Annotated in this window: 16 protein-coding genes and 1 pseudogene; 7 read left to right on the top strand and 10 right to left on the bottom strand. The window is 61.1% G+C overall.

Features of this window, described 5'->3' with window-relative positions; translation table 11 throughout:
* Positions 1–22: 22 nt before the first annotated feature.
* The 8 genes from rseP to rpsB form a co-directional block, all read right to left on the bottom strand.
* A complete protein-coding gene (gene rseP, locus J3P96_RS06170) occupies positions 23–1,375 on the bottom strand; it encodes an RIP metalloprotease RseP (RefSeq protein WP_434656045.1) in 1,353 nt (450 codons plus the stop codon).
* Between the two features lie 52 nt (positions 1,376–1,427).
* On the bottom strand, positions 1,428–2,618 hold the full coding sequence (ispC, locus tag J3P96_RS06165) for a 1-deoxy-D-xylulose-5-phosphate reductoisomerase (protein WP_434656042.1): 1,191 nt from the start codon (positions 2,616–2,618) through the stop codon (positions 1,428–1,430).
* Positions 2,615–3,421 carry a phosphatidate cytidylyltransferase gene (locus J3P96_RS06160; protein WP_434572113.1) on the bottom strand — a complete coding sequence of 269 codons (807 nt, stop codon included), beginning with the start codon at positions 3,419–3,421 and terminating at the stop codon, positions 2,615–2,617. Before J3P96_RS06160 ends, ispC begins: the two co-directional genes overlap by 4 nt.
* Positions 3,421–4,176 carry a polyprenyl diphosphate synthase gene (gene uppS / locus J3P96_RS06155; protein ID WP_305499090.1) on the bottom strand — a complete coding sequence of 252 codons (756 nt, stop codon included), beginning with the start codon at positions 4,174–4,176 and terminating at the stop codon, positions 3,421–3,423. The genes J3P96_RS06160 and uppS overlap by 1 nt, the downstream gene beginning before the upstream one ends.
* A gap of 13 nt (positions 4,177–4,189) precedes the next feature.
* Complete coding sequence (gene frr, locus J3P96_RS06150) at positions 4,190–4,747, bottom strand: ribosome recycling factor (protein WP_305499089.1); 558 nt, start codon at positions 4,745–4,747, stop codon at positions 4,190–4,192.
* Positions 4,744–5,487, bottom strand: a complete 744-nt coding sequence (gene pyrH, locus J3P96_RS06145; protein WP_039591983.1) for a UMP kinase — start codon at positions 5,485–5,487, stop codon at positions 4,744–4,746. The genes frr and pyrH overlap by 4 nt, the downstream gene beginning before the upstream one ends.
* Before the next feature lie 215 nt (positions 5,488–5,702).
* On the bottom strand, positions 5,703–6,566 hold the full coding sequence (tsf, locus tag J3P96_RS06140) for a translation elongation factor Ts (protein WP_434656040.1): 864 nt from the start codon (positions 6,564–6,566) through the stop codon (positions 5,703–5,705).
* A 193-nt stretch (positions 6,567–6,759) separates the two neighbouring features.
* A complete protein-coding gene (gene rpsB / locus J3P96_RS06135; RefSeq protein WP_003198231.1) occupies positions 6,760–7,497 on the bottom strand; it encodes a 30S ribosomal protein S2 in 738 nt (245 codons plus the stop codon).
* Positions 7,498–7,870: 373 nt separating this feature from the next.
* On the opposite strand from rpsB, the gene map reads away from it, so the two are divergent.
* From map to J3P96_RS06110, 5 genes and pseudogenes are all read left to right on the top strand, one after another.
* On the top strand, positions 7,871–8,653 hold the full coding sequence (map, locus tag J3P96_RS06130) for a type I methionyl aminopeptidase (protein ID WP_434656037.1): 783 nt from the start codon (positions 7,871–7,873) through the stop codon (positions 8,651–8,653).
* A 54-nt stretch (positions 8,654–8,707) separates the two neighbouring features.
* On the top strand, positions 8,708–11,410 hold the full coding sequence (locus J3P96_RS06125; RefSeq protein WP_305499088.1) for a [protein-PII] uridylyltransferase: 2,703 nt from the start codon (positions 8,708–8,710) through the stop codon (positions 11,408–11,410).
* Positions 11,411–11,547: 137 nt separating this feature from the next.
* Positions 11,548–12,747 (top strand): succinyldiaminopimelate transaminase, encoded by a 1,200-nt coding sequence (gene dapC, locus J3P96_RS06120; RefSeq protein WP_434656034.1) that lies wholly within the window; start codon positions 11,548–11,550, stop codon positions 12,745–12,747.
* Between the two features lie 175 nt (positions 12,748–12,922).
* Positions 12,923–13,263, top strand: a pseudogene (locus tag J3P96_RS06115) (type II toxin-antitoxin system RelE/ParE family toxin).
* 10 nt (positions 13,264–13,273) lie between these two features.
* Positions 13,274–13,576, top strand: a complete 303-nt coding sequence (locus J3P96_RS06110) for a Fis family transcriptional regulator (RefSeq protein ID WP_434601720.1) — start codon at positions 13,274–13,276, stop codon at positions 13,574–13,576.
* A gap of 222 nt (positions 13,577–13,798) precedes the next feature.
* Here J3P96_RS06110 and J3P96_RS06105 read toward each other — a convergent pair whose 3' ends face one another.
* Together J3P96_RS06105 and J3P96_RS06100 are read right to left on the bottom strand one after the other, a co-directional pair.
* Positions 13,799–15,454 carry a Na+/H+ antiporter gene (locus J3P96_RS06105; protein WP_434656031.1) on the bottom strand — a complete coding sequence of 552 codons (1,656 nt, stop codon included), beginning with the start codon at positions 15,452–15,454 and terminating at the stop codon, positions 13,799–13,801.
* A gap of 248 nt (positions 15,455–15,702) precedes the next feature.
* Entirely contained in the window at positions 15,703–17,073 is a 1,371-nt protein-coding gene (locus J3P96_RS06100; RefSeq protein WP_434656029.1) for a type III effector protein RopAA, read from the bottom strand.
* Positions 17,074–17,248: 175 nt separating this feature from the next.
* Here J3P96_RS06100 and J3P96_RS06095 point away from each other — a divergent pair, with 175 nt between their 5' ends.
* Both J3P96_RS06095 and dapD read left to right on the top strand, forming a co-directional pair.
* Entirely contained in the window at positions 17,249–17,611 is a 363-nt protein-coding gene (locus tag J3P96_RS06095) for an ArsC family reductase (protein ID WP_434628690.1), read from the top strand.
* Positions 17,612–17,644: 33 nt separating this feature from the next.
* Entirely contained in the window at positions 17,645–18,679 is a 1,035-nt protein-coding gene (dapD, locus tag J3P96_RS06090; protein ID WP_434656026.1) for a 2,3,4,5-tetrahydropyridine-2,6-dicarboxylate N-succinyltransferase, read from the top strand.
* The last annotated feature ends 46 nt before the right edge of the window (positions 18,680–18,725 follow it).

The following is an 18,725-nucleotide window of genomic DNA, read 5'->3' as shown; positions in this document are numbered from 1 at the left end:
AGATTCGCAATTCAGCGAAGCGTTACAGACGACCCAGATCGTTGACCAGAGCAAGCAACATCACCCCGACCACCAAGCTGATACCGATCTGTATCCCCCAACCTTGCACCCGATCCGACAAGGGACGACCACGCGCCCACTCGATCAGATAAAACAGCAGATGCCCCCCATCCAGTACCGGAATGGGCAGCAAATTCAGAACCCCCAGGCTAATGCTCAGATAAGCAAGGAAATTCAGGAAATCAGCGACGCCCGACTGGGCAGAAGCGCCCGCCACTTTAGCAATGGTTATCGGTCCACTCAAGTTTTTTACCGAGAGCTCGCCGAACAACATTTTCTTCAGCGAGTCCAGGGTCAGGACACTCATGGTCCAGGTACGACGCGCACCCTCGCCAATCGCCTCAAGAGGGCCGAAGCTGACCTCGCGGATCATTTCCGGCGGCCACTCGACCGCCTTGACGCCCGCCCCCAGGTAACCGGTCGGCGCCTTGCTTTCGCCACGGGCGGCCAGGGTCACCGGGACGTCGATTGAAGCACCGTCGCGTTCGACGCGCAGCAGGATTTTGGTATCAGGACGTACACGAACCGAATCAACCACCTGTTGCCAGTCATTCACCGACTGGCCATCGAATGACAGCAAGCGGTCACCGGTTTTCAGACCTGCGGCGTGAGCCGGGCCTTTCGGATCGAGCTCGGCCAGCACAGGCGGCAGCGCCGGACGCCATGGGCGGATCCCCAGGGAACGGATCGGATCCGGCTCGTCGGCGCCCTTGAGCCAGTTGTCGAGAATCAGCTCTCGCGGCGAATCCGCCGTCGAGCCCTGCTCGCGCACCAGCAATTGCAGCGAGCCACTTTCGCCCAGGCGGCGCACCAACTGCAGGTTGACCGCCGCCCAGCCCGAGGTGGGCTCACCATCGATGGCGACAATTTCCTGGCCTGCGCCCAACCCGGCCCGAGCCGCCACGCTGCCGGCCTCTACCGCACCGATGACCGGGCGCACCTGCTCACTGCCAAGCATCGCCAAAGCCCAGAAAAACACCAGAGCCAACAGGAAATTGGCGATCGGGCCCGCCGCCACGATAGCGATACGCTGACGAACGGTCTTGCGATTGAAAGATTGGTCAAGCTGATCGACAGGCACTTCGCCTTCGCGCTCATCGAGCATCTTGACGTAGCCGCCCAGCGGGATGGCCGCGACGACGAATTCGGTGCCCTGCTTGTCGTGCCAGCGCAGCAAAGGCATGCCGAAGCCAACGGAAAAACGCAGAACCTTGACGCCACAGCGACGCGCGACCCAGAAATGGCCGAATTCGTGAAAAGTGACCAGCACCCCCAGCGCAACCAGGGTGCCGACAATCATATAGAGCGCGCTCATCTGTTTTCTCCACAATCCTGCCCGGGACAACCCTGGCTAAGGTACCGCAGTCTCAACGCCCGTGGCGCTTCAACCAATGGCCCGCCAGCTCACGAGCCCTGGCGTCGACGGTAAATACCGCATCGAGATCATCAAGCGAAACCACGGCCTCGAGATTCAAGACCTCCTCGATGATACTCGCGATCTCGAGGTAACGGACACGCCCATCGAGAAACGCTGCGACCGCCACTTCGTTGGCCGCGTTAAGCATGGCCGGGGCACTATCGCCGGCCTCGGCCGCCTGCCGCGCCAGGCGCAGGCAAGGAAACCGCTGCTCGTCGGGCGCCTGGAAATCCAGACGGGCGATGGCAAACAGGTCCAGCGGCGCCACCCCCGAATCGATCCGCTCCGGCCAGGCCAGCGCATTGGCGATCGGCGTGCGCATGTCCGGGTTCCCCAACTGCGCGAGGACCGAACCATCGACATAATCCACCAGGGAGTGGATCACGCTTTGTGGATGGATCACCACCTCGACCTGGGACGGCCGGGCATCGAACAGCCAGCAGGCCTCGATCAGCTCCAGCCCCTTGTTCATCATGCTGGCGGAGTCCACGGAAATCTTGCGTCCCATGGACCAGTTCGGGTGGGCGCAAGCCTGCTCGGGCGAAACATGCACCAATTCTTCCAGGGGTGTCTGCCGGAATGGGCCGCCAGACGCTGTCAGAAGAATCCGCCGAACGCCGACCGCCCCCAGGCCGCGGGAAAAATCCCGCGGCATGCATTGGAAAATAGCATTGTGTTCGCTGTCGATGGGCAGCAGTACCGAGCCGCTTTTGCGCACCGCCTGCATGAACAGTGCACCGGACATCACCAGTGCTTCCTTGTTCGCCAGCAGGATTTTCTTGCCAGCCTCCACCGCCGCCAGCGTCGGACGCAAGCCCGCCGCCCCGACGATTGCCGCCATCACGGCGTCGACTTCAGGGTCGGAAGCCACCTGGCAAAGGCCCTCCTCGCCCACCAGCACACGAGTTTGCAGGCCGGCGGCGCGCAGGTCGTCCTGCAGCGCCCGCGCCACATCGGCATGTGGCACCACGGCAAAGCGCGGCGCGTGGCGGATGCACAGCGCCAGCAGCTCGCTCAGGCGGGTGAAGCCACTGAGAGCGAATACCTGATAGCGCTCCGGATGGCGACCGATGACATCAAGGGTACTCAGTCCGATGGAGCCCGTGGCCCCCAGAACGGTAATCTGCTGAGGACGACTCACGGTGCCGCCATCCACAACAGCACGGCGAAGATCGGGATTGCGGCGGTCAGGCTGTCGATACGGTCCAGTACACCACCGTGGCCCGGCAGCAGGTTACTGCTGTCCTTGACCCCGGACTGACGCTTGAACATGCTTTCGGTCAGGTCACCGACGACCGATACGAAAACCACCAGGGCCGCGCCGAACAGGCCCATCAGCAATTGCGCGACGGTCCAGTCCCGCACAAAACCGACCACAGCGGTAATGACCAGACTCAGGGCCAGGCCACCGTAGACACCTTCCCAGCTTTTGCCCGGACTGACTTTCGGCGCCAGCTTGCGCTTGCCAAAGGCACGACCGGAGAAATAGGCGCCAACGTCAGCCCCCCAGACCAGCACCATTACCGCCATGATCTGCCAGTTGCCCAGTGCGCCCTGCTTGATCCAGATCAGCCCTTGCCAGGCAGGCAGCAGGATCAACAGGCCGATCATCAGCTTGGTCGCGGCGTTGGCCCAGTGGTGCGTAGTGCGTGGATAGGTCAGCACCAGGAAGGTTGCCGTCGCCCACCACAGCACTGCCGCCCCCAGCACCCACGGCGCGATGCCAGGCACGAGGTACATGATGAACAGCATGGCGGCGACCACTGCCGCGTAGATCATGCGCGCCGACTGCGCAGCAAAACCTGCCAGCCGCGCCCATTCCCAGGCGCCCAGCGTCACGACCAGGCCGATGAACAGGGCGAAGCCGGCTCCTTCAAGCAGGAAAAAGCCAGCCAAGGCGATGGGCAACAGGATCAGGGCGGTGATGATTCGTTGTTTGAGCATTAAACCCGGGCTCCAGCTTCGATCTGCTCGCTCGTTTTACCGAAACGACGCTGACGGGAAGCGAAATCGGCCAGCGCAGTGCGCATGGCTTCGTGTTTGAAGTCCGGCCAGAACAGGTCGGAGAAGTATAGCTCGGCGTAAGCCAGCTGCCAGAGGAGGAAGTTGCTGATGCGATGTTCGCCACCGGTGCGGATGCACAGGTCCGGCAACGGCAGGTCGCCGGTTGCCAGGCAGGTTTGCAACAGCTCGGGCGTGATGTCCTCGGGCCGCAGGTGACCGGCCTGGACTTCCCGCGCCAGGCGCTGCGCCGCCTGGGCGATATCCCACTGACCGCCGTAATTGGCGGCAATCTGCAGAACGAACCGATCGGCGCCAGCCGTGGCGGTCTCGGCTTCGCGCATCGCAGCCTGCAGTTCCGGATGAAAGCGCGAGCGATCACCGATGATCCGCAGACTGATCCGGTTCTCGTCGAGGCGTTTGGCTTCACGCCGCAACGCCTTGAGGAAGAGGTCCATCAAGGCGCTGACCTCATCGGCCGGACGCTGCCAGTTTTCGCTGGAAAACGCGAACAGGGTGAGCACCTCGACCCCGGCCTCGGCGCACACCTCAATGACCGCCCGAACCGCGTCGACCCCGGCTTTATGCCCGGCAACACCGGGCATAAAGCGCTTCTTGGCCCAGCGGTTATTGCCGTCCATGATGATCGCCACATGGCGCGGTACCGCGAACGGCACGGCCTGCTTGGTCTTATCCATGAAAACGAGACCCTTATACGGCCATCAGGTCTTTTTCTTTCTCGTCCGTAGCCTTGCTGATCTGGGCCTCGGATTCTTTGGTCAGCTTATCGATATCAGCGATGGCACGACGCTCTTCGTCTTCACTGATTTCCTTGTCCTTGACCAGCTTCTTCAGCTCACCCAACGCGTCACGACGGATATTGCGCACGGCAACACGCGCGTCTTCCGCGGCGCTACGGGCCTGTTTCGTGAAGCCTTTGCGCGTTTCCTCGGTGAGGGCCGGCATCGGGATCAGCAGCAGCTCACCCAGGTTGGTTGGGTTGAGGTTCAAACCGGCGCTCTGGATCGCCTTGTCTACAGCGGCGAGCATGTTGCGCTCGAAAGCAACGACCTGCAGGGTGCGCGAGTCTTTCACGGTGACGTTGGCGACGCTGCTCAGCGGCGTGTCAGTGCCGTAGTAAGGCACCATGACGCTGCCGAGGATGCTCGGGTGAGCCTTGCCGGTACGAATCTGGCCGAATGCGTGGCTCAGAGACTCCAGGGATTTCTGCATGCGCTCTTGAGCGTCTTTCTTGATGTCGTTGATCATTGCTTGCCTTCCTCGATCAGTGTTCCTTCGGCGCCACCGTGCACGATGTTGAGCAGGGCCCCGGGTTTGTTCATGTTGAAAACGCGCAGCGGCATCTTGTGGTCGCGGCACAGGCAGATAGCAGTCAGGTCCATTACACCCAGCTTGCGATCCAGCACTTCATCGTAGGTCAGATGATCGAACTTCTCGGCATGCGGGTCTTTGAACGGGTCAGCGGTGTACACGCCATCCACCTTGGTAGCCTTGAGCACGACATCGGCGTCGATCTCGATCGCTCGCAGGCACGCGGCCGAATCCGTTGTGAAGAACGGATTGCCGGTACCCGCGGCAAAAATCACCACCTCCTTGGAATTGAGGTGGCGCATGGCCTTGCGGCGATCGTAGTGATCGGTCACGCCGACCATGGAAATGGCCGACATCACGATGGCGGAGATATTGGCACGCTCCAGCGCGTCGCGCATAGCCAGGGCGTTCATCACAGTGGCCAGCATGCCCATGTGGTCGCCCGTGACCCGATCCATGCCCGCCGCGCTCAGCGCCGCGCCACGGAACAAGTTGCCGCCGCCGATGACCAGGCCGACCTGAACGCCGATCCCGACCAACTGGCCAACTTCCAGGGCCATGCGATCCAGCACTTTCGGGTCGATCCCGAACTCTTCCGAGCCCATCAGGGCCTCGCCGCTAAGCTTGAGTAGAATGCGTTTATAGCGAGCCTGATAACCACTGCCCTGCTGAGCCATTGCGAATCTCTCCTGCGGCGTATTTTTCAAAAAATTCTGTTGCGGGCTGTTTGCAGCCTGCGTTCACTCTAGCTTGACGCTGACACAGCGCCATCGGAACACGGCTTTGTAAGCCAGTTCCGACAGGAAACCAATATAAATCGGCATCCTTATCCGAAAAGAGGCTGCGCGCGTGAGCGGGCAGCCTCTTCAGGGCGACAGTTATACAAACTGTCTTATTGCTTGCTGGCAGCCAGCTGAGCAGCCACTTCTTCAGCGAAGTTGTCTACTGGTTTCTCGATGCCTTCGCCCACTTTGAAGTAGGTGAAGGAAACGATTTCAGCGCCGCCCTTCTTGGCCAGTTCACCGACCTTGATTTCAGGGTTCTTGACGAACGCCTGCTCAACCAGGCTGGCTTCAGCCAGGAACTTGGTGATACGACCGGCAACCATTTTTTCAACGATTTCGGCTGGCTTGCCTTTGATCTTGTCTTCGTTGAGCTGCATGAACACAGCTTTTTCACGCTCGATGGCGTCAGCGGAAACTTCCGACGGCAGCAGGAACTCAGGGTTGCTGGCAGCGACGTGCATTGCGATGTCTTTGGCCAGCTCGACGTTGCCGCCTTTGAGGGCCACAACAACACCGATCTTATTGCCGTGCAGGTAAGAACCGACAACATCGCCTTCGACGCGAACCAGACGACGGATGTTGACGTTTTCGCCTACTTTGGCAACCAGGGCTTCACGAGCCGATTCCTGAGCGGCGATCAGCGGAGCTGCGTCGGTCAGTTTGTCGGTGAATGCTTTTTCGACGCTGGCGGCAACGAATGCCTTGAAGTCGTCTTGCAGGGCCAGGAAGTCGGTCTGCGAGTTGACTTCGATGATAACGGCAGCTTTACCGTCATCCTTGATGCCGATCGCGCCTTCAGCGGCAATGTTGCCGGCTTTCTTGGCAGCCTTGATGGCGCCCGAAGCGCGCATGTCATCAATGGCTTTCTCGATGTCGCCGCCAGCCTTGGTCAAGGCTTTCTTGCAGTCCATCATGCCTTCGCCGGTACGCTCGCGCAGTTCTTTGACCAACGCTGCAGTAATCTCTGCCATTTCAAAATCCTCTTGGATAGGTTTTCAACCATTCCACCCGACCGAACGGGCGATCAATTCTTCCTGAAAACCACTGCTTATAGACCGCTGCAGGTTACAAACAGGTAGCTGCGCTGGCGACAAGTGGTTTTCGAGGTGGCAAAAAGGGGGCCAAGCCCCCTTTTTGCTTACTGAGTCAACGCCAGGGCGTCAATTACTCAGCGGCTGCTGCCGGAGCTTCTTCAGCGAAGACTTCGGTGCCGCCATTTACATTGTTGCGACCACGGATGACAGCGTCAGCCATCGAACCCATGTACAGCTGGATGGCGCGGATGGCGTCATCGTTGCCTGGGATGATGTAGTCAACGCCTTCCGGGCTGCTGTTGGTATCGACAACGCCGATGACCGGGATACCCAGCTTGTTGGCTTCGGTGATCGCGATGCGCTCGTGGTCAACGTCGATCACGAACAGCGCGTCAGGCAGACCGCCCATGTCCTTGATACCGCCCAGGGAGCGGTCCAGCTTCTCAAGATCACGAGTGCGCATCAGCGCTTCTTTCTTGGTCAGCTTGGCGAAAGTACCGTCTTCGGACTGGACTTCAAGGTCACGCAGACGCTTGATGGAAGCGCGAATGGTCTTGAAGTTGGTCAGCATGCCGCCCAACCAGCGGTGATCGACGTACGGCGAACCGCAACGTGCTGCTTCTTCAGCAACGATCTTGCCAGCGGAACGCTTGGTGCCAACGAACAGAATCTTGTTTTTGCCCTGGGCCAGGCGCTCTACGAAGGTCAGTGCTTCGTTGAACATCGGCAGGGTTTTTTCAAGGTTGATGATGTGGATCTTGTTGCGCGCGCCGAAAATGTACTTGCCCATTTTCGGGTTCCAGTAACGGGTCTGGTGGCCGAAGTGCACACCGGCCTTCAGCATATCGCGCATGTTGACTTGGGACATGATAGTTCCTTGATAAGTCGGGTTTGGCCTCCACGTATCCCAATGACCAACCAGCGACTGTAAAAGCCGAAGGCACCCAGGTCATCGTGTCGACACGTGTGTGGATTTAAGCTTACGGGGTCATCCCCGGAAAGCGGCGCATTTTATACCACAGCAAGGATTAAAACGAAACCCGGATTCTGAAAACCTGGCGAAGCGCTTGCACGCCGCCCGTTCATTGCCTGGGAATACGCACCCTTATAGAGAGAAGCGATGCACGCGGGCGCGGATTTGCGCTGATCGTCTGGTAGAATCGCCTTTTTCAGGGCCGCAACGACATCATCCGCCGCCCATTTCGTTTTGAACAGCGCCGTCGGGCGCAGAGAGAGCCTGTATGACCGTCACCCTCAAGACTCCCGAGGACATCGCCAAAATGCGTGTCGCCGGCAAACTCGCCGCCGAAGTGCTGGAAATGATCGCCGACTACGTCAAGCCGGGCGTCACCACCGAAGAGCTGGACCGCATCTGCCACGATTACATCGTCAACGAGCAGAAGGCCATCCCGGCTCCGCTCAACTATAAAGGCTTCCCGAAGTCGATCTGCACCTCGATCAACCACGTGGTCTGCCACGGCATCCCCAACGAGAAACCGTTGAAAGATGGCGACACCCTGAACATCGACGTCACCGTCATCAAGGACGGCTACCACGGCGATACCAGCCGCATGTTCCACGTCGGCAACGTACCGGAGTGGGCCGAGCGCCTATCCAAGGTCACCCAGGAATGCATGTACATGGCCATCGAACTGGTGAAGCCGGGCTGCCGCCTGGGTGACATCGGCGAAGTGATCCAGAAGCACGCGCAGAAAAACGGTTTTTCGGTGGTGCGTGAGTTCTGCGGCCACGGCATCGGCAAGGTGTTTCATGAAGAACCGCAGATCCTCCACTACGGCCGCGCCGGTACCGGCATGGAACTGCAGGCGGGCATGACCTTCACCATCGAACCGATGATCAACCAGGGCCGCGCCGACACCAAGGTAATGGGCGACGGCTGGACCGCCATCACCAAGGATCGCAAGCTGTCGGCGCAGTGGGAGCACACGCTGCTGGTCACCGAGACTGGCTACGAGATCTTCACCCTGCGCAGCGATGACACCATTCCCCGTGTTTCCGCCTGATCAGAACCCAGCCTGACCGATCCGATAGATATAGATAGAAAGGAAAGCCATTCAATGCCGCAGGTGGATCCCGAACTCTTCGACCGCGGCCAGTTCCAGGCTGAACTGGCCCTGAAGGCAAGCCCCATCTCGGCATTCAAGAAGGCGATCCGCCAGGCCCACGAAGTGCTCGACCAGCGCTTTCGCAGTGGCCGCGATATTCGTCGGCTGATCGAGGACCGCGCCTGGTTCGTCGACAACATCCTGCAAAAGGCCTGGGAGCAATTCAATTGGAGCGAGGACGCCGACATCGCCCTGGTGGCCGTGGGTGGCTACGGGCGCGGCGAACTGCACCCCTACTCCGATATCGATCTGCTGATCCTGCTGGAGAGCGCCGATCACGAGATTTTTCGTGATTCCATCGAGCGTTTCCTCACGCTGCTGTGGGACATCGGCCTGGAAGTCGGCCAGAGCGTGCGTTCGGTGCAGGAATGCGCCGACGAGGCCCGCGCCGACCTCACGGTGATCACCAACCTGATGGAAAGCCGCACCATTGCCGGCCCCGAGCGCTTGCGCCAGCGCATGCTCGACGTCACCAGCACGGCGCACATGTGGCCGAGCAAGGACTTCTTCCTGGCCAAGCGCGCCGAGCAGAAGGCTCGCCATCACAAGTACAACGATACCGAGTACAACCTGGAACCCAACGTCAAAGGCTCGCCAGGCGGGCTGCGGGACATCCAGACCATCCTGTGGGTCGCCCGTCGCCAGTACGGCACGCTGAACCTGCGCGCACTGGCCGGCGAAGGCTTCCTGGTGGAAAGCGAGAACGCCCTGCTGGCCTCGTCCCAGGAATTCCTCTGGAAGGTCCGCTACGCGTTGCACATGCTCGCCGGGCGCTCCGAGGATCGCCTGCTGTTCGATCACCAGCGCTCCATCGCCGGCCTGCTGGGTTTCGAAGGCCAGGACGCCAAGCAGTCCATCGAAAACTTCATGCAGCAGTACTACCGCGTGGTGATGAGCATCGCCCAGCTCAGCGAACTGATCATCCAGCACTTCGAGGAAGTCATCCTCGCGCCGGAAGACGAGGCGCCGCCGCAGCCGATCAATTCCCGGTTCCAGTTGCACGACGGCTACATCGAGGCGCGCCACGCCAACGTGTTTCGCCGCACGCCGTTCGCCATGCTCGAGATTTTCGTGCTCATGGCCCAGCAGCCGGAAATCAAGGGCGTGCGCGCCGACACCATCCGCCTGCTGCGGGAAAACCGTCACTTGATCGATGACGACTTCCGCCACGATATTCGCAACACCAGCCTGTTCATCGAACTGTTCAAGTGCAAGATCGGCGTGCACCGCAACCTGCGGCGCATGAACCGCTATGGGATCCTCGGGCGTTACCTGCCGGAGTTCGGCTACATCGTCGGGCAGATGCAGCACGACCTGTTCCACATCTATACGGTCGATGCGCACACGCTGAACCTGATCAAACACCTGCGCAAGTTGCAGTACACCCAGGTGTCGGAGAAATTCCCGCTGGCCAGCAAGCTCATGGCCAAGTTGCCCAAGCCCGAGCTGATCTACATGGCGGGGCTGTATCACGACATCGGCAAGGGTCGCCAAGGCGACCATTCGGAGATTGGCGCGGTGGATGCCGAGGCGTTCTGCCAGCGGCACCAGTTGCCGGTGTGGGACAGCCGGCTGATCGTCTGGCTGGTGCAGAACCACCTGGTGATGTCGACCACCGCCCAGCGCAAGGACTTGTCCGATCCGCAGGTGATCCACGATTTTGCCCAGGCGGTGGGCGATGAAACCCGCCTGGATTATCTCTACGTGCTGACCGTGGCCGACATCAACGCCACCAACCCGACCCTGTGGAATTCCTGGCGCGCCAGCCTGTTGCGCCAGTTGTACACCGAGACCAAGCGTGCCCTGCGCCGTGGCCTGGAGAACCCGGTGGATCGCGAAGAACAGATCCGCCGCACCCAGAGCGCGGCCCTGGACATCCTGGTACGCGGCGGCACCGATCCGGATGATGTCGAGCAACTCTGGTCGCAACTGGGCGATGACTACTTTCTGCGCCACACCGCCGGCGATGTGGCCTGGCACACCGATGCGATTCTCCAGCAGCCGGCCGATGGCGGTCCGCTGGTATTGATCAAGGAAACCACCCAGCGCGAATTCGAGGGCGGCACGCAGATCTTCATCTACGCCCCGGACCAGCACGATTTCTTCGCCGTGACCGTGGCGGCGATGGACCAGCTCAACCTCAACATCCATGACGCCCGAGTCATCACGTCCAGCAGCCAGTTCACCCTCGACACCTACATCGTGCTCGACACTGACGGCGACTCGATCGGCGACAACCCGGCGCGGGTCAAGCAGATTCGCGACGGTCTCACCGAAGCCCTGCGCAACCCGGCGGACTACCCGACCATCATCCAGCGCCGGGTACCGCGCCAGCTCAAGCATTTCGCCTTTGCGCCGCAGGTAACGATCCACAACGACGCACAGCGCCAGGTCACCGTGCTGGAACTCAGCGCGCCGGACCGCCCGGGCCTGCTGGCGCGGGTCGGCCATATTTTCCTCGAATTCGACCTGTCGCTGCAGAACGCCAAGATCGCGACCCTCGGCGAGCGGGTGGAAGACGTATTCTTCATCACCGACGCCCATAACCAGCCGCTGTCCGACCCGCAGCTGTGCAGCCGTTTGCAGGAAGCGATCGTGCGGCACCTGAGCGTCAACCAGGAACCCGACATCAACCTGACGCGCATCAGCATCTGAACGAACATATTCCCCTGTGGGAGCGAGCCTGCTCGCGAAAGCCGCGGATCAGTCAATGATTTTGTCGACTGACACAGCGTATTCGCGAGCAGGCTCGCTCCCACAAGGGGCAGTGCCCACATTGAACGAGGCCCCTGATGAACAACGCCCTGTCCCAGCTCCAGCCCTACCCGTTCGAGAAGCTTCGCGCCTTGCTCGGCAGTGTCACGCCCAATCCGGACAAGCGCCCGATCGCGTTGTCCATCGGCGAACCCAAGCATCGCTCGCCCGCTTTCGTGGCAGAAGCCCTGGCCGGCAATCTGGAAAAAATGGCGGTGTACCCGACCACCCTTGGCATCCCCGAGCTGCGCGAAGCCATCACCGGTTGGTGCGAGCGGCGCTTCAACGTGCCAGACGGCTGGCTCGATCCGGCGCGCCATGTGCTGCCGGTCAACGGTACCCGTGAAGCCTTGTTCGCCTTCACCCAGACCGTGGTCAACCGTGGCGATGACGCCCTGGTCGTCAGCCCGAACCCCTTCTATCAGATCTACGAAGGCGCAGCATTCCTGGCCGGGGCCAAGCCGCACTACCTGCCATGCCTGGACACGAACGGTTTCAACCCGGATTTCGATGCCGTCTCGCCGGACATCTGGAAACGCTGCCAGATCCTGTTCCTCTGCTCCCCGGGCAACCCGACCGGCGCCTTGATTCCGGTGGACGTGCTGAAGAAGCTCATCGCCCTGGCTGACGAGCACGACTTCGTCATCGCCGCGGACGAGTGCTACAGCGAGCTCTACTTCGACGAACAGACCCCGCCGCCAGGCCTGCTCAGCGCCTGCGTCGAACTGGGTCGCAAGGACTTCAAGCGCTGCGTGGTGTTCCACAGCCTGTCCAAGCGCTCCAACCTGCCGGGCCTGCGCTCCGGTTTCGTTGCTGGTGACGCCGACATCCTCAAGGGCTTTTTGCTCTACCGCACCTATCACGGTTGCGCGATGCCGGTTCAGACCCAATTGGCGAGCATTGCCGCGTGGAACGACGAAGTGCACGTCCGGGCCAACCGCGCGCTGTACCGGGAAAAATTCGACGCGGTGCTGGAAATCCTCAGCCCGGTGCTCGACGTGCAACGCCCCGACGGCAGCTTCTACCTGTGGCCGAACGTGGCCGGCGACGACGCGGCATTCTGCCGTGACCTGTTCGAACAGGAACACGTGACGGTCGTCCCAGGCTCGTACCTGTCGCGCGATGTGGACGGCGTCAACCCCGGCGCCGGCCGCGTGCGCATGGCCCTGGTCGCGCCATTGGCCGAATGCGTGGAAGCGGCGGAACGAATCCGCGCATTCATCCAGCGCCGGGGTTGATGGCTCTATCGAGCCGAAACGGACCGCTGTCGTGGCGAGGGAGCTTGCTCCCGTTGGGCTGCGCAGCGGCCCCAATCGCAGCATCCGCACCAATGAAGTCACCGCAAAAAAATCCTGTACAAATGCTCAGTAACGCCTGGGTTGCGCAATGCACCTATTTAGGTACACTCCGTTCATGGTTGATATCCCTCCGATACTGAACGTAGGTTTCTTCCGCACAGACGCTGGGAATGAACCCGTTCGCGAGTGGCTGACTGACCTCCCCCGCGAGCACCGACGGAGGATCGGGACTGATATCAAGACCGTTCAGTTGGTTGGCCGATAGGCATGCCGGTGGTTCGCAAGCTGGACACTGGATTATGGGAGGTTAGGATTGACCTTGGCGACACCATTGCTCGCGTGCTTTTCACCGTAGTGGGCTCCGACATGGTTCTGCTTCACGGCTTCATCAAGAAAAGTCAGAAAACCCCGCCCACCGACCTGACAACCGCCAAGCAGCGCAAAGCAAGACTATGAGGCACCGTAAATGAACAAGCATATTGGATCTGATTTTGACGACTTTCTGGTCGAGCAAGGCATCGCCGAAGAAGTTTCCGCAGCTGCGCTCAAACGCGTTATTGCCTGGCAGATTGCCGAAGCAATGAAGCTTCAGAAAGTGACCAAAAAGGCCTTGGCACAGCGGATGCACACCAGTCGCACTGCCGTTGACCGTGCGCTGGATCAGAACGATGCGGGAATGACTCTCGCAACGCTAGCCAGCGCAGCGCGTGCGCTGGGTCAGAGGGTGGAGGTTCGGCTGGTTCCTGAGCGGGAAGAGGCTCACGCATAGGCGCTGTCGTGGCAAGGGAGCAAGTTCCCTCGCCACAGAGCCGTCGCTTCGACGGGACTTTTTTGTTCGGCTTTCGATTTATCGCGAGCAAGCTCGCTCCCACAGTGGTCGGGTGTTGTTCACAAACCTGTGCTCAATACTAAATCTCCTGTGGGAGCGAGCCTGCTCGCGATGAGGCCGGCATTCACTGCATCAAATCCAAGACTCTACCCGTCCCAGTATTTATTTACCCAACCCCAAATTCGCCTCCGCCAGATCCAACTCCGCCAGCACCTCACGCAACACATCATCGCCAATCTGGTGCTGGCGACTGAGGCGATACAGCTCCAACCGCTGCGCTCGGTACGCCTTCAAACGCAATCGGCGCTCCAGCAGGTCCATTTCGAACGCCAGCGCCTGGGCTTCGGCCGAGTCGTTGAATACCTCAAGCTGATGACGATACTCGGACATCAGCCGCGCCTTGACCTCCGTTGCCAGAGCCGCCGTGGCCGCGTCAGGCGCGGCTGTCTCGGCCGGTTCCTCCACTTCCAAGGCATGAATCGCCGCTTCAGCGGTTTTACGCCAGGCCTCACGGACTTCGTTGCGGCGTTTGTCGTCCGGCCCCTTCTCGACGCCGCGCAACAGCAGGGGCAAAGCGATGCAAGCGGCGACCAGTGACAGCAGAATCACCCCCGCAGCGATGAAGATCAGCAAGTCGCGCTCGGGAAACGCCTCCCCCTCCCCCGCCCCCAACAGCAACGGCACCGACATCACGCCCGCCAGCGTTACCGCCCCGCGCACGCCGCCAAACGTCAGCAACCAGCAAGAGCGCGCGGTCGGCACCAGGGTCAACTCGCCCTTGCCGCGCCAGCGGCGCAACAGCCCGGACAAGCGCCAGATGCTTTGCACCCAGACAAAACGCAACACCAGCAGCACCAGGAAAATCGCCACCACATCCAGGCAGCGGTAGAACAACATCGGCCACAACGTGGTCTCGTGGCTGGTCACGGCTTTGATGATGTCCGGCAGTTGCAAGCCCAGCAGCAAGAAAATCAAGCCATTGAAGGCAAATTCCAACAGCGCCCAGACGCTGCGATTGAGCAACCGCGTGCCGGTCTGGCGCGGCAGCAGGTCAAGCCAGCTCTGCATCATCCCAGCCGCCACCGCCGAAAGAATGCCCGAGGCGCCAAGGCGTTCAGCCAACACATAAGCGGCAAACGGCAGCAACAACATGAACACCACATGGGTGGCGGGGTCGTCCCAGCCCCGAGCAATCATCCATGCCCGCAAACGGCCCACCAGCCAACTCAGGGCCACGCCTACCAGCAGGCCACCGACAGCGACCAGGACAAAAGTCAGGCTGGCACTGGCCAGGGAGAACACCCCGGTGATGGCCGCTGCCACAGCGAACTTGAAAGTCACCAGGCCCGACGCATCGTTCATCAATGCCTCGCCCTGGAGCATGTGCATCAACGGCGCGGGCAAGCGGTCCCGGGCAATTGCCGACACGGCCACCGCGTCAGTCGGCGACAGCACCGCCGCCAGGGCGAAGGCCACCGGCAACGGAATGCTCGGCAACAACCAATGGATGAAATAACCCGCACCGACCACCGAGAACAACACCAGCCCGACCGCCAGCGTCAGGACCGGCCCGCGCAGGCGCCACAGTTCACGCTTGGGCATGCGCCAACCGTCAGAGAACAGCAACGGCGGGAGGAACAGAAACAGGAACAACTCGGGATCGAGCGCCACATGCAGCCCCAGCGACGGCCAGGCCAGCACAGCACCGGCAGCGATCTGCACCAGGGGCAGCGGCAGCGGCAGCGGGATCAATCGCCCGACCAGGCGCGAGACGCCCACCAGCATCAACAGGATCAGGACGGTATAGGCGCTTTGCATAACAGCTTTCCAGTGACAGCCACACACATCCGGCAACAGCTTGCCGTTGAAGTGCCATGTTAACCGCTTGGCATTGGCTTGGCCGTTACACCTATGTCGCAGTCCTCCCTGATTTGGATGCCAGCAGATCTGGAGCGCGGCGAAACCGCCAGGCCGCCACAAGATGTGTTCGTCGCGTACCTCGGCAGAAGCACAAGGGTCCGGCCACGCCACCTCTCCGGGCCTGGCGTGACCGGTCACTACCCAAGCTAAACTGCCCGCTCCGCAGCATTTAGGGTCGAGCGTGCCGACACGATATCGTCGCCTTCGCTCTCGCTATCACTACCGAGCCGTTCGGTCGCATTCGTTTCGACCAGGGGCAACATGCCTTGTAGCTCATCTGGATGCGCGGGCCCGGTGGTAAGCCTGTCCAACGCAGCGGAAGCCTTGTCCGCCAAGGGCTGCGTCATCACAGCCGTGGTCACCCATGCGGCGACCACCGGGGCCATAGTCGCGGTGACGGTCGCCTTGCCCGCCGCCGCTATTCCCGCCGGAGAAACCCCGGCACGCCTGGCCGCGTTGACAGCCGCCGTCTGGGCCATGCCGATCGCGGTGATACCACCGGCCAATGCACCGAGGCCACTGACCAGCCCCGTGGGTGTAACCAGCGCTTGCAGCGATTTGCTGCCGTCGCGCACCGCGTCCAGGGGTAAGCTGCCGACCCGCTTCGCAATTCCCATGGCGGCACTGCCCACGCCATAGCCCTTGAGGTCCTTGTAGCGCTGGTGCCAGTCGTGGCGACCCAAAAGGTATTCCGGGCCAACCCGATGTTTCGATTTATCAATGGAATGTTGCAGATCATAGGCGGCCATGCCGGAAAGCGGAGAACCGACGGCAGCTATCACCGAGTCCACTTTGCTCCCCGTCTGGGCATCGACGGTCTTCGTCACGATGGGTTGGATAACCGTGCGCAGCACGTTCCGCGCGGAAAAGGTCTGGAAGGTCAGGCTGCCTTCGATCGCCTGAGTCGCCAGGCTCGGCTTCACCGCCTGGGCCGCCTCCTGCATGACCGGCTCCAGCTGGGTATCCTCTGCGACGAGCCATTGGGTATCACTGGTCGCACGTTTCATCAGCCCATTGCCGACGGTATCGGCGGCACTGCTGACCAGGCCGGAAATCGCCGACAACGCCAACGGCGCTGTTATGGAGCCGTTTCCCGTTACCGCTGGGGCGAAGTCCAATGCGATGGACGCGGCACCGAAAGGAACCGAGCGCACGAATCCAACAGCATCATGGGCCGCGCGATCCAGCCGCGAACCCTTGGCCAGAACGGCGTCGACGCTTTGCGCAGTTTCCCCATCATTGGCCAAGGTACGCGAACGATCGTCGATCAGCGCTTCGAAGGCTTCGCGATTGGCGCCGTTCATATGGGGCTCGAAAACCCTGGTGAGCTGGGCTTTGATGGCGCCCGCCCGATCTGCCAGGTCCTGTTCAGCCGTGACCGGGCCAATCGGGACGGATGCAGCGGTCCCGGTGCTCGCCGTTGTTGAATGAGCCGGCACGCCGTGTTGCTGGGGCGGGAGTGTTTCTTGGGATTGATTCGTCAAGGCATGAAGCGGTATCGGTGAGATGGCATCCATGGGGAGTCTCTTATGCGAAATAAAGTGCTGGGGTTCACCTGTGCTGTGTGGTCGCCTTGGCCTATCGGTTCCGTACCGTCCGATCCGCCGACAGTCGAGGCACGCAGTGGAACGACGTGGCATAATCGTCGGCTGATTTTCAGGACGATACCGGGAACGTTTTGGGGGAGCATTCATGCCCAATGAAATCAAGCACTTAAAGCTTTACGGCATCAAAGCCTGCGACACGATGAAAAAGGCCCGCACCTGGCTCGATGAACACGCGGTGCATTATGACTTTCACGATTACAAGACTGCCGGCATCGACCGTGAGCACCTGGCCCAATGGTGCAACGAGCATGGCTGGCAAGTGGTGTTGAACCGTGCCGGTACGACCTTTCGCAAACTCGACGACGAACGCAAAGCCGATCTCGACCAGACGAAAGCCATCGAACTGATGCTCGCCCAACCCTCGATGATCAAGCGCCCGGTGCTCGATCTCGGTGACCGAACCCTGATTGGCTTCAAGCCAGATATCTATGCGGCAGAGATCAAGTAAGCCTGCCCAGTCCATTTTGTTGAGGTAATTTTCATGTCCACTACCCTGTTCAGCCTGGCCTTCGGTGTCGGCACTCAAAACCGTGAAGGCGCCTGGCTGGAAGTCTTCTACGCCCAACCGCTGCTCAACCCGTCGGCCGAGATCGTTGCCGCCATCGCGCCGATCCTTGGCTACAGCGAAGGCAACCAGGCCATCACGTTCACCACGACCCAGGCCTCGCAACTGGCTGAAGCGCTGCGCAACGTCGACGCCGCGCAAGCCAAGCTGCTGACCCGCCTGGCTGAAAGCCACAAGCCGCTGGTCGCCACGCTGCTGGCCGAAGATGCGCAACTGAGCTCCACGCCCGAGGCGTACCTCAAGCTGCACCTGCTGTCCCATCGACTGGTCAAGCCTCACGGCCTGAACCTGGCCGGCATCTTCCCATTGCTGCCGAATGTGGCCTGGACCAGCCAGGGCGCGATCGACCTGGCCGAACTGGCCGAGCACCAGCTCGAAGCCCGTCTGCGTGGCGAGTTGCTGGAAGTATTCTCGGTGGACAAATTTCCGAAGATGACCGACTACGTGGTTCCGGCCGGCGTGCGTATCGCCGATGCCGCGCGCCTGCGCCTGGGCGCCTATGTGGGCGAAGGCACCACGGTGATGCACGAAGGTTTTGTCAATTTCAACGCCGGCACCGAAGGCCCGGGCATGATCGAAGGCCGGGTTTCGGCGGGTGTGTTCGTCGGCAAGGGCTCGGACCTGGGCGGCGGTTGCTCGACCATGGGCACCCTGTCGGGTGGTGGCAACATCGTGATCAAGGTTGGCGAAGGCTGCCTGATCGGTGCCAACGCCGGCATCGGCATCCCGCTGGGCGATCGCAACACCGTGGAGTCGGGCCTGTACGTGACGGCCGGCACCAAGGTTGCGCTGCTGGATGAGAACAACCAACTGGTCAAAGTGGTCAAGGCTCGCGACCTGGCCGGCCAGCCGGACCTGCTGTTCCGGCGCAACTCCGAGACCGGCGCAGTGGAATGCAAGACCCACAAGTCGGCCATCGAGCTGAACGAAGCACTGCACGCGCATAACTGAACCGCTTCACACCTCACCTGTGGGAGCAATCTTGCTCCCACAGGGT

This window comes from Pseudomonas sp. R3-56 (assembly GCF_051132075.1).
Classification (GTDB): domain Bacteria; phylum Pseudomonadota; class Gammaproteobacteria; order Pseudomonadales; family Pseudomonadaceae; genus Aquipseudomonas.
The sequence above is the reverse complement of the archived record's forward strand: the minus strand, read 5'-3'. Positions and strand labels throughout refer to the sequence as shown.

Excerpts from the sequence above, each read along its gene's own strand:
- rseP (WP_434656045.1), bottom strand. The coding sequence starts at position 1,375 with ATGAGCGCGCTCTATATGATTGTCGGCACCCTGGTTGCGCTGGGGGTG.
- J3P96_RS06160 (WP_434572113.1), bottom strand. The coding sequence starts at position 3,421 with ATGCTCAAACAACGAATCATCACCGCCCTGATCCTGTTGCCCATCGCC.
- uppS (WP_305499090.1), bottom strand. The coding sequence starts at position 4,176 with ATGGATAAGACCAAGCAGGCCGTGCCGTTCGCGGTACCGCGCCATGTG.
- frr (WP_305499089.1), bottom strand. The coding sequence starts at position 4,747 with ATGATCAACGACATCAAGAAAGACGCTCAAGAGCGCATGCAGAAATCC.
- pyrH (WP_039591983.1), bottom strand. The coding sequence starts at position 5,487 with ATGGCTCAGCAGGGCAGTGGTTATCAGGCTCGCTATAAACGCATTCTA.
- tsf (WP_434656040.1), bottom strand. The coding sequence starts at position 6,566 with ATGGCAGAGATTACTGCAGCGTTGGTCAAAGAACTGCGCGAGCGTACC.
- rpsB (WP_003198231.1), bottom strand. The coding sequence starts at position 7,497 with ATGTCCCAAGTCAACATGCGCGATATGCTGAAGGCCGGTGTGCACTTC.
- map (WP_434656037.1), top strand. The coding sequence starts at position 7,871 with ATGACCGTCACCCTCAAGACTCCCGAGGACATCGCCAAAATGCGTGTC.
- J3P96_RS06125 (WP_305499088.1), top strand. The coding sequence starts at position 8,708 with ATGCCGCAGGTGGATCCCGAACTCTTCGACCGCGGCCAGTTCCAGGCT.
- dapC (WP_434656034.1), top strand. The coding sequence starts at position 11,548 with ATGAACAACGCCCTGTCCCAGCTCCAGCCCTACCCGTTCGAGAAGCTT.
- J3P96_RS06110 (WP_434601720.1), top strand. The coding sequence starts at position 13,274 with ATGAACAAGCATATTGGATCTGATTTTGACGACTTTCTGGTCGAGCAA.
- J3P96_RS06105 (WP_434656031.1), bottom strand. The coding sequence starts at position 15,454 with ATGCAAAGCGCCTATACCGTCCTGATCCTGTTGATGCTGGTGGGCGTC.
- J3P96_RS06100 (WP_434656029.1), bottom strand. The coding sequence starts at position 17,073 with ATGGATGCCATCTCACCGATACCGCTTCATGCCTTGACGAATCAATCC.
- J3P96_RS06095 (WP_434628690.1), top strand. The coding sequence starts at position 17,249 with ATGCCCAATGAAATCAAGCACTTAAAGCTTTACGGCATCAAAGCCTGC.
- dapD (WP_434656026.1), top strand. The coding sequence starts at position 17,645 with ATGTCCACTACCCTGTTCAGCCTGGCCTTCGGTGTCGGCACTCAAAAC.